Origin of the sequence: Lactobacillus sp. UMNPBX1, from assembly GCF_002554085.1 — a bacterium.
Classification (GTDB): Bacteria; Bacillota; Bacilli; order Lactobacillales; family Lactobacillaceae; genus Lactobacillus; species Lactobacillus crispatus.
This window is the reverse complement of the sequence record NZ_PCZI01000031.1, coordinates 1-10,540: the sequence shown is the minus strand read 5'-3', so window position 1 is coordinate 10,540 and position 10,540 is coordinate 1. Positions and strand designations below refer to the sequence as shown.

The window sequence follows — 10,540 nt, the reverse complement described above, 5'->3', positions numbered from 1 at the left end:
TCAGGCTTTGATTATCATAAATTTGCGACTATCCACACTGACCTAGCCCGTAGGGCAGAGATGACCACACATGCTTTCATGATTACCGATCTGCATGAGCATATTGATGATGTCATCGCCTTTACTAAAAGATTGGTAAAGCTCTATTACACCAGTAAGAGCAAAATTACCATTTTGATAAACAGCGATAGATTCTGCAAGAATCGTGAAGAACGGATTATCGAAATGATCGATTTACTCTCTCGTTACCACGACCGCTCCTGCATTGATCTAGCCTTCTTCAAGCGTGACCTAGATGATGGCTTGTATGATCTGTCTAAACTGCCGAAAATGATTAATTTAACCATTATTAATTGTGGTGCCAAGGCTTCAGGCGTCCCGGAAGCTGGCACATGGGTTTATACTGATGAAGTGGAAGGCGATGTACAGTATCTAGCCTATGATTATTATGGCTTCTACACTGACGACAGCGGCTATCAGCTTTCCTTGGTCGACTTTGACTATGTGGCACAACCTGGTGATACCTGGTACTCAATTGCACGCAGACATGGCATGCCTGTAGTTGATTTGCTCGCACTCAATCGGGCGATAGCAGAAGATCGCATATTTGCCGGACAAGTAGTCCGCATTGCTTAGTTTGCTTTTGTGCATGGTGCGGCGTAGTGCCGCGCGGTTGTAGACAGGAAGGCTCCTCAATAGCCTTAAGTAAGACAATCGCTCACTATCCCATCCTTCTAATAAAAGTGGGCGATTGGCTTACTTAAGGCTATTGAGGAGACTTCCCATGTGGTCGTTGCCAAAGCGAAGCCGCACCATGCACAAAAGCCTTATATCCTTGAAATAACAAAAAATGCACCTGTACCTGGTGCATTTTTGTGTTCCATGAAAGATATAAGGGTATCAGGAATAGCCCTCCGCAATGCCGTGTCTGCCCTGCGCCGGTCGAGCCACGCCTGCGGACGCGTCTCTCCTTATCGGCTCGGTCAGCCAGTCAAAGCTACAGGCTATTCCTGATACCTAAATTGTACTACTCATTAAAATAGTAATTTTAATGAAAGCAATAGTAAAATAGCATGCTTACTGGATTTTCCACCAGGACGCGATTTTTGACTTTGTGAAATAAAATCGTACACAATTCAAAAAGCCCATTTTATGGGCTTTTTGTTTTTGCATATTTACAAAATTCACAAACTTTCCAGGTAACAAAAAAAGCGGTCAGTTGACCGCCGTCCTTAGACATGTCCTTACTCACGCAAGAACATTTCCTCAATCCTAGGGAGTCAGAAAGATGGCAAATAAAAAGGGGCTGATTGATATCAGTCTCCTTTTATTTATAAAACTTTACTTCTATTAAAAGTTCCATATTTTTATTTTTATTTTCTTTACCACTAACTTGATAATTATGCTTTTTCTTTTTTAACTCAACATTACCGTAAAACTCGCACATATTAATTACTTCTTCATATGATGGTTTTATTCGTGAGTTAATACTTAATAAAAGATAATCAGCCTTTGTTGCTGCTAAACTAACCATCTCTTCCAGCTTTGCAACAAAGTTTTTACTATTAGTTAAATTTTCAAATTTAATATCCTTTTTGAAGATCTTATCGAAGCTACCGTAGAAGCCCTCATAATTATTCATAGTTCCTGGATATGGAGGATCCATGTAAATTACATCCACATGATCAATATCTTCAATCATTTTTACAGCGTCTTTTTGATAAACCTTATTATCCTGATCATTACAAAAAACAGCTGCGTTATATGAATGTAGCTCGGCTTTCATATGTTTACTAAATGGTTGATTATGATATGCTCTGCGTCTCTTGTATTTCTTATATGAATAATCCTCATCTCTGAGTTTCTTTATATTCTCCCATGTGAGATTCATCCGTGAATATGGAAGTTTTCTAATCATCGCACGCCTTAAGAGAGCAATAAAGAGATATTTCTGATATCCCTCTAATACATCAGAATACTTCACTAATTTTGCCAATTCTTCGATTTCGTTTGAAAAATATAGCTTATTGGCTAACCAAGATACTCTCTTAATATCTTTTTCTTCTAACGATACAGTCAATGCCTTATCTATGGTATTGTCGTCAAGAATAACTCTATCATTCTCGATTAGTGCTTTAGCTATAGAATATGACGCAAATAAAGAATCATTAGCTAATACCTGGAATCCTCTCTTTTTTAATTCATAGGATACAGATGCTCCACCAGAAAATAAATCAAGTACAGATTGAGTATTAGAAGGCATATTATCAACTATCCATGAAGATAGTTTTTCTTTATTTCCAATATAATTAACTTTAGGATATTCTCTCTTACTTTTTAGAGTAAGAGCTTGTTTAACTGAACCCGCAATAGCTTTGCCTAACAAAGGAGGCACAGCATTACCGATTTGTTGTTGTATTGAAATGCTGTTTCCCTGGAAGATAAAATTATCCGGGAAAGTTTGAATTCTAGCTAATTCTCGCGGAGACAAAGCCCGATTTTGTTCATAGTGGAATACCTTTCTCATATCACCAGTAATGGTAACGGACGGCTTATTTCGCTCATATCGGATATATTTACGAGCATCTCCCGACTTAGGTCTTATAGCTTCTGGAATCTCCTCCCGATTACCATATTCAGTTACATATGACATCTTTTCCAACATCTGTTCAGAATGATGCATTGCAAAGTGATTTGGAATATCACTAGATTCTCCGTTTGCTAATGGTGGCAAATCATCAATAGCATCTTTTACAGTTTTAAAATTAAAAGAAGGAGTAGGGTACCCATATCTAAGATTTAAGCCATCTAAAGTTCCAACTACAAATATTCTTCTTCTATTTTGAGGAACACCATAGTTTACTGCATTCAGAACCCTATATTGTACGTGATAACCTATATTTCTAAATTCTATACAAATTTCTTTTATCGTTTTGCCATGATTATGTGTAGCCATTCTTGCCACATTTTCCATCACGAACATTCTAGGGCGAATTACATTGACAACTCTTACGAACTCTTTAAATAAATGGTTACGAGGGTCATCAACGAACTTTCTACCAATATTACCAGCTATACTAAAGCCTTGACAGGGGGGGCCACCAACTATAACGTCAATTTTATTTTTTTCCTGTAACTTCTTAATTTGTGCATTGGAGATATTTTTTATATCATCAATAATAAGATGATTTTTGGGAAAATTATATTCATACGTTTTAGCTATGTCTTTATTGAACTCAATAGAGAATATATTATTAAAGCCCATTTCTTCAAAGCCTAGCCCTAAACCACCGGCTCCGGAGAATAAATCAATATAGTTCATGGTCAGAGTCTCCTTTAGATAATAGACTAACATAATACATGCTAAAAGTCACCCCCCTACCCTAAGTCACCTTTAAACTAATATATTAGATAGAAGGCTAGAATATTGAGTCATAAAAAAGTTATACGCAATCAAAAATATGAAGAATACTGGAAGATAACTTTGGGTACATCAGATATCTTCGGCAATCAATTTATAAGAACACTTGCACTAATAGTAGATCATATTGATAAATATGATCTGGCCAATAAGACCGTAGATGAATTAAAAAAGGGGAAGACTCTTAATCAAGAAGTAACACATTCAAAGGACCTCGAAGCAAAGATAAAGAGCATATACGAAAATGATGATTCTACTGGTGCGTCTACTAGGAAACAAATTAATCAATATATAAAACTAGGATTTGTAAAACCATACTTGCAAGGATATCATTCTGCAGCCAAAGAATATATTAAGCCAGGACAGTCTGAAGAGACTTTACAGCGTCTTTTCTCAGATACCGTGTATCAATATGCGAGTTTTAATTCTAATAGAACTAAAGCTGATCCATTTAATCAGATAAAATTCTTAGTTCAGACTATATTGAATCGTAAAAATAAATGTCTCACTGCTGACGAATTAATCGGTCTTATGAATGATACACAGATATTAAGCCAAAAATATGCTCGTGAAAAAGATATTCAAATTGATAAGAAATGGGCAGAAAGCATAGATTTTAAAGCACGAAAATATAACCAGATAAGCTATGTATGTAATATATTATCAAAGATGTCCCTATTTCGAGTTAGCGGTAGGAAGTTAGCAGATAAGATTATTATGTTGGCTGATCATGCTCCAGAATATTTTCCCGAACCAGGAGATACCACTCGAGATACTTATCGATTTAGTTTGATGAAAAAGGCTGTATATGATGAAAGTATAAGACTTTATGGTAAAAAGATCTGCTGGTTAACAAAAAAAGAAAGTATGGGATTAGTAGTCTCTCACTTATATGCATCTGCAGAAGCGTTAAGAAAATATGACAACGATGCTGCATATGATCCTCAAAATGCATTACTTTTAGCACCTGGTAATCCAGATCAATATCTTGATAAGTATAAGATGACTTTTGATATGGATGGAAATCCTATCTTTGCTGATGATGACGATTCAATGTTCGTACAAGAAGTAGAAAACAATCATTATAAGATCGATAAAAAAATTATGACTCCAGATAGGCAACATTACATGAAGATACATAATAAATACTTTGAGAAGAAGAATAATCAGAAAATAAATTAACAGAGACGTTAGATAATGAGTAAAGACTTCGATGATAAGGCATTAGAATTTTTCAAAAGCTATCAAGATCGCGACATGATGAAGTGGCAGGGTATGATGCTTAGTGCCCACACTGCTGCACTAAATAAAGAAAGACAACGATCAAAAATAGAATATAAAAAGAGAAGACAACGCAAGATATTGCAACCTTTTCTGAGATACTCATGAATGGATATGACAGCGATTAATTCTTTCTATCTGGGCAGTTAATAAATTTAGACGATGTAAAATCATATTGAAATTATTGATTAGTAATCGAGTTATCTTAGTATCGACATAAATTAAGCTGATTTACGTTAAAATATCTTTAAATAACCGTAGAAGTAAGGATCGTTTAGATCAGGTAACTACTGCCTTTGACGTTATGCAAGTCATAAAAAAACGTACCAATTAGCAAGAACACTTTTATAGTGTCGGCATGAAGCAGCGTTCATGTTTCTTAAATCGAAAAAAGAGTCTGCATTACGCAGACTCTTTTTTCGATTGGTCTACTTATGAAATTTGAAAAGAAACAAAAATAAAAATGCTGAAATAGCCGTTAAAATCCTATACTAACTAAAAAATTCCCGCCACGCATTTTTTTCATCTTTTTCATTATCTTTATTTTTCAAATTCTTATATAACTTATTTACCATTTTCTTAGTCAAATATGGTTTTTTATAACCTTTTTCTTCATTTCAACACCTAACTTCTTCTAAAATTTAAAATTTCCTAGTAATTCTCTGCCATAAGGATGCATTCTCAATCTTGTCAACTTTATCTTGCAGCTCAGAGCTCTTCTCAGCACTATCTAACAATTTTTGTTGAGTATCTTTGAGCTGTTTTGTTTGTTCTAAAATTCGAGCTTGTAATTGCTGCTGCTGATTATTCAACTGAAGTTGCTTATCATTCAGCTCTTTAAAATCATCGGCATACTTCTCAATCTTTGAATTTAATCTTCGAATTTCTTCATCTTTCTTTGAATTACTTCGAATTAATCTTTCAGTTTTTTCCTCATTATCAGCCTTAAGCCTACTATTTTCCTCCTTAAGCTTTGCAATCATTTGAAGATATTCATTATTTTCTTCAGTTTTCTTCGAATTATCTTCAACATTCTTTCTCTTTATACTAGCAATTATTTTTGTGGTATCATCATCTGAAACAACAAATTTATTTCCAATCTTCTTAGTCTCAATCTTTTGACGTTTAATCTCATCTCTAATTCTTTGTTTTTCTTTAACTAAATCATCAGCTGAAACACCAAGGATTTTAGCAATTTGACGAACCGTTTTACTCATAAAAGCATCTCTTTCTTCATTCTCTTCGAATAAATTCAAATTAATTCAAAGATCTTCGAATTATCTTCATTAAATTAACATTACTCAAATCAGCACCACTATGCAAAATATATTGCAAAAATAACATATTTAGCCCAAACTCAATTGAGCCAGAGGGACTCCAGAGGAGAGTTAGTGCCCTGAAACAGAGCACTAAATAAAATGATTAACAAACTCAACGTCACCGTCGGTCGTCCGTCGTCAAATTCCCCTTTTCAGGGGCACGTTTTACGTCCTATATAGCCCAGACAACTACTAACGCGGAAATTCCGCAAGAGAAACGTGATCGCCTCTATATCCGGACTTCTGGTTAACCTTTCGTTAACTGCTCAGCGTCCACATATAAAGTATATGACCTCCCCTACCATTCTGGCTAAAGTTACCACGGCCGTAGTCGCCGCTTGTCGTTCCCGCTAGCTCCCTTTGCTAGTTGCATACGCCTGATTTTCTGCATCGGCTCAGGACACCTACTTTTTTTGTTTCTAATTCAATAAAAAAGTGCAATAAAAATTGATGATTAGCAATTAAAAAAGCTATAGTCAGGTTCATTGACTATAGCCGTTAATCATCTTTGTAAATTACTCTCTTATTATTGAATTTATCTATCACACTTGGTAGAATAGAAACATAAGAAAGTTAAAAATCACTTGTTGATTAGGTCTAGTAATCAATGAGCTTGACCCGTTACCGATACGCCAATATCGGTGATGGGCTTTTTTATTGCTCTCTGTATTAAGTTGTTGTTTATATTATATGATAAAGATGCAGACAATGAAACCGAACACACAAATAAAATTTAGTTAGTCATTCTTTTAAATTATAATATTGATCCATTAATAACTTTTTGTTATACTATTAGTACATCAAGAAAGAGACATAAATTTAAGAAAAGAAACTAAGCAATGATGTATCGCGCGCAAAAACGTCGAGAAAGCATCATTGCTTTTTTTGATGCTTTCGCAAGTAATTTTCGAGTTTCACACTCTCGATCTTTAACAGAAATCAATCTAAGAAAAAGGAGTGACTAAAATGGCACAAACCGCAGAATTAGTAGGCAGAAAAGCCAAGTTTGTAATGGGAACTAAGCTCGTTAAGGGCGGTCAATACAACTTCACTTTACAAAACTTAAAGGAAGACGCTACTCCAGATAATGTTTACGCAATCGGTGAAGCATTAGCTGAAGTATTCGACGCTTCATGTGACGAAATCTACACTGTAGACGACTCACGTGTAATTTCACAAGACTAATAGGAAGGAGACTAGACCATGAAGAAGGTTTTAAAATTAAAGTTCAAAACAGCTGAAAATAAGACCAGCATGATCACTGTAAGATATCCTAAGGAAAATCTTGCTGCTGATGTGGTTAAGGCTGCTATGCAAAAGATCGTTGACGCTGATTCATTCGAAAAGAACGGCGTTAAGGTTTATGCAAAGATTGTTGGTGCTGAGTACTACACCACTCAAACTGACGACATTTTTGCATCAGATGCAAAAGCTGAATAATGCTTAAGGGAAGGGACAAGGTTCCCTTCCCTTTTTCTATAAGGAGAAAAAATGAATAAGTATTTAGAGCTAGTAGGATATGCTCGCCCTGTTTACCGCAAGTGCGAATTATGCAAAAGGGTCAAGGATGTTAGCTATCGATTAGATGTCAAAAATGCTGAAACATCGGCAATGCTGACGGGAAGTTTAGACTTATGCAAGCACTGTGCAGCTAATTGGGGCGAAATTATCCGGAAAGGATAGAATATGGACATTTTTAAGATGATTATGGATCAAGCCGCTGGCGTGGCCATCGCAATTTTGCTGATAATGCGCATAGAGACCAAACTAGATGGGCTTACAAATGCTGTTATCAAGCTATCTGAAGCAATTCGGCCCACTGGCAAAGATTCATTGTAGACACACGACCAATTTCTATATTTACGCAAATGGAAAAAATCGAAGAATTTTTAGAAGATATGCGTGCTGAAGGTCGCGCCGAGGGGACTTTACGAGAATATGAGCGAAGATTGAAAAAGGTAAAAAAAATGGGCATCGACCTAGAAAATGATACAAAAACTCAGATTTTGTCTCGTTTTTTAGGTACAAAACTCGAAAAGTGTTCACGGGTTTCTACAATCCGTGGAATTTTATCGACAATCCATGTATATTTGGTTTGGTCATATAGCAAAGGGTATATTTCTGAGGTGCCGATCAGACCTGCGGATTACCCTAAAAATGTCAAAGTCAAACGAATCAAACGTTTGACCGACGAAGAACTGAAGATTTTTAAAGCTTACATCGATGGTCTTCAGGAAAATGCGAGAGCCGCCTTTTGGCTCATGTATGGCAGTGGGTGCCGTGTAGGCGAAGCCGCGCATCTTCGGCCAGAAGACATCACTCTGCGCGGAAAAACCGTCTACATCGACATTCACGAAGCCAAGTGGGGCAGCGATAGATGCATACCGATTATCGATCAGACAGCAGCAGAAATAGTTTGGAAGTATCGTGCAGAGCTAGAAGTCGATAATCGCCCGCTTTTTAGAGTATCTAAGCGGACTTTGCAAGGCTATGCCACAAATTTTGCCAAAAAGACCGGCATACCTTTTCACTGTCACCTGCTTAGACATACCTTTGCGGCGCTTTTAACTGAAAAAGGAGTGCCACTGACAACTGTGCAGTATTTGCTTGGACATAAAAGCCTTGGTATGACTGCGCACTATGCTCAGTCTGCACTAGTAGATTTGAGCGATTTAACACCGAAAATTGAATTATAGGAGAAGATTAGAGATGAATGATATTAAGTTACTTGGAAGATTAACAAATGCACCTGAATTAAAGAAAAGTTCCAACGGTCGTGACTATGCTTGGTTTACCGTTGCCGTACCTCGACAAAATAATCGAGATGAGGCGGATTTCATCAGGTGCGTTGCTTTTGACAAGCTAGCAGTTGCGACTGCCCAGCATTGCGGAAAGGGTCGACAGGTCTTGTGTCAAGGTCGTCTCCAAGTTTCTACTTCAATCGACGATGATACAAAGCGTGTCAGATATCATCATACAATCGTGGTATCGACTATTAATTTCTTACATGATCCAAATAGATCCACTGCTATGGAAACTGAAATGGCAGCGTAGTTAATTAAAACTAAAGGGCTGTCAACGGTACCGGAGCACGCAAAGCGTGTGAGGATAAGGAGTTGACAGCTTTTTTCGCTTTAAAGCTATAAACAAGGAAACCAACAAAGTTGGCTTCCTTGCCTAGCGGCGAGCGTGGGGGTTGGGGCTAGCCCCAAGAAAAAGAAGAGTTTCGTACTTAACACCCCCTATTACTAATAGGGGGGTAATAAATACATGAATGCAGAAAAAAAGGATAGAGACAATGTTAAAAGTACAAATTGACTGGCTAGAGTTTACCGTGCTTAACACTCAATTACCCAAGGTGATTAACACGTTAGATCTTGGTTGGATGGATTTTTCACCGTTGGCCAAGGGAAGATTCGGGTACCATAATCAACTCAAATGGCAAGGTGGCAGTATTTTCGTCATGTTTACCGCCAATTCTGATGTTGTTGACCTGGATACTAAAATCAACCCGCAGAGCGGCATACACGTCATGATTACAGGACAAGGCTGCAGACAATACTCCGCAAAGCATGATCTAATGCACCTTATCCGCGTCCTCTCAGCACATGAACGCGTGAATTTTACGAGAATTGACCTGGCAGTCGATGATTTTGAATCAAAAATAGTCAGTTATGACAAAATTCACGATGCCGCGATCAAAGGGCACTTTACCTCTCGCTGGAGTAAATGGGACGAAGTCACGTCAAGACAAACGTCGACCAATGCATTTTTAGGTAGGACGATGTATTTCGGCTCTCAGGCTTCAGATCTTTTTTGCCGAGTATATGACAAGACGCTAGAGCGTAAGGTTAATTCAGATCAGAAAGATATTCCTGAAAAATGGACACGCCTTGAAATGGTTTATCGCAAAGATCGCGCGAAAAAACTGGTAGACCACATGATAAATGGTCATAAATCTCCAGGCTACGTGCTGAGAGGAAGCCTCAAACAGTACTTACGATTTATTTTGCCGATAGCTGATCGAAATCAAGCCAGATGGCCCACGGCTCCTTGGTGGAGTGAACTTTTATCAAATGTCGAAAAACTACAGCTCACAATTGAAAAAGAAGATAAAACAATCGAAGACATGATTTCTTGGGTCGACCGTCAAATTTCTCCAACGCTTTCAGCTATTTTAGAGGCTCATGAGGGTGATTTAGCCTGGTTTAGATCAATTCTAGTCGAAGGCTCAAAAAGGCTCTCACAGAAGCATAAAGACGCAATTACACAATTTTTACAAAAGGAAGGAACTCCAGCATAATGTCACAAATGACTACTACAATTCAAACTCCACCAAGAACAGTAACTACCCAAAATTACCCTAGAATGGCTTATTGTTCAGCTATTACCACATCAACCCCTGAACACTATGAACGCTTGAAAATGCTTGGTATTAATACAGTAAGTGTGTGCTTGCACGTTTCAGGCTTTGATTATCATAAATTTGCGACTATCCACACTGACCTAGCCCGTAGGG

The 10,540-nt window shown here is 37.3% G+C and carries 10 protein-coding genes and 1 pseudogene; 9 read left to right on the top strand and 2 right to left on the bottom strand.

All coding sequences use genetic code 11. The annotated features are described in order from the left end of the window. Positions 1 to 636 (top strand): LysM domain-containing protein (locus CP352_RS11425; protein ID WP_233186942.1); only part of this gene is annotated, 636 nt, incomplete at its 5' end. A gap of 691 nt (positions 637 to 1,327) precedes the next feature. Here CP352_RS11425 and dcm read toward each other — a convergent pair. After that, positions 1,328 to 3,322, bottom strand: coding sequence for a DNA (cytosine-5-)-methyltransferase (dcm, locus tag CP352_RS11420; RefSeq protein ID WP_233186941.1), 1,995 nt, complete (start codon positions 3,320 to 3,322; stop codon positions 1,328 to 1,330). A gap of 105 nt (positions 3,323 to 3,427) precedes the next feature. On the opposite strand from dcm, the gene CP352_RS10385 reads away from it, so the two are divergent. Then, positions 3,428 to 4,603, top strand: a complete 1,176-nt coding sequence (locus tag CP352_RS10385; RefSeq protein WP_089145241.1) for a restriction endonuclease — start codon at positions 3,428 to 3,430, stop codon at positions 4,601 to 4,603. 740 nt (positions 4,604 to 5,343) lie between these two features. Here CP352_RS10385 and CP352_RS10375 read toward each other — a convergent pair. Then, positions 5,344 to 5,919: a hypothetical protein gene (locus CP352_RS10375; protein ID WP_089145243.1), complete on the bottom strand. Its 576-nt coding sequence runs from the start codon at positions 5,917 to 5,919 to the stop codon at positions 5,344 to 5,346. Positions 5,920 to 6,987: 1,068 nt separating this feature from the next. On the opposite strand from CP352_RS10375, the gene CP352_RS10370 reads away from it, so the two are divergent. The 7 genes and pseudogenes from CP352_RS10370 to CP352_RS10335 form a co-directional block, all read left to right on the top strand. Further along, positions 6,988 to 7,206 carry a hypothetical protein gene (locus tag CP352_RS10370; RefSeq protein ID WP_089145244.1) on the top strand — a complete coding sequence of 73 codons (219 nt, stop codon included), beginning with the start codon at positions 6,988 to 6,990 and terminating at the stop codon, positions 7,204 to 7,206. Between the two features lie 18 nt (positions 7,207 to 7,224). Continuing rightward, entirely contained in the window at positions 7,225 to 7,461 is a 237-nt protein-coding gene (locus CP352_RS10365) for a DUF2922 domain-containing protein (protein ID WP_089145245.1), read from the top strand. A 246-nt stretch (positions 7,462 to 7,707) separates the two neighbouring features. Then, entirely contained in the window at positions 7,708 to 7,860 is a 153-nt protein-coding gene (locus tag CP352_RS10355) for a YvrJ family protein (protein WP_087712505.1), read from the top strand. A gap of 29 nt (positions 7,861 to 7,889) precedes the next feature. Beyond that, a complete protein-coding gene (locus CP352_RS10350; protein ID WP_219349800.1) occupies positions 7,890 to 8,717 on the top strand; it encodes a site-specific integrase in 828 nt (275 codons plus the stop codon). 13 nt (positions 8,718 to 8,730) lie between these two features. Then, positions 8,731 to 9,075, top strand: coding sequence for a single-stranded DNA-binding protein (locus CP352_RS10345; RefSeq protein ID WP_089145248.1), 345 nt, complete (start codon positions 8,731 to 8,733; stop codon positions 9,073 to 9,075). A gap of 244 nt (positions 9,076 to 9,319) precedes the next feature. Further along, positions 9,320 to 10,324, top strand: a complete 1,005-nt coding sequence (locus tag CP352_RS10340; RefSeq protein WP_233186940.1) for a replication initiation factor domain-containing protein — start codon at positions 9,320 to 9,322, stop codon at positions 10,322 to 10,324. Then, a pseudogene (locus tag CP352_RS10335) lies at positions 10,324 to 10,540 on the top strand (hypothetical protein); the annotation flags it as partial. The gene CP352_RS10340 and the pseudogene CP352_RS10335, both read left to right, overlap by 1 nt.

Coding starts and splice junctions, on each gene's coding strand:
- CP352_RS10365 (WP_089145245.1), top strand. CDS start 7,225: ATGAAGAAGGTTTTAAAATTAAAGTTCAAAACAGCTGAAAATAAGACC.
- CP352_RS10370 (WP_089145244.1), top strand. CDS start 6,988: ATGGCACAAACCGCAGAATTAGTAGGCAGAAAAGCCAAGTTTGTAATG.
- CP352_RS10340 (WP_233186940.1), top strand. CDS start 9,320: ATGTTAAAAGTACAAATTGACTGGCTAGAGTTTACCGTGCTTAACACT.
- CP352_RS10345 (WP_089145248.1), top strand. CDS start 8,731: ATGAATGATATTAAGTTACTTGGAAGATTAACAAATGCACCTGAATTA.
- CP352_RS10375 (WP_089145243.1), bottom strand. CDS start 5,919: ATGAGTAAAACGGTTCGTCAAATTGCTAAAATCCTTGGTGTTTCAGCT.
- CP352_RS10350 (WP_219349800.1), top strand. CDS start 7,890: ATGGAAAAAATCGAAGAATTTTTAGAAGATATGCGTGCTGAAGGTCGC.
- dcm (WP_233186941.1), bottom strand. CDS start 3,322: ATGAACTATATTGATTTATTCTCCGGAGCCGGTGGTTTAGGGCTAGGC.
- CP352_RS10355 (WP_087712505.1), top strand. CDS start 7,708: ATGGACATTTTTAAGATGATTATGGATCAAGCCGCTGGCGTGGCCATC.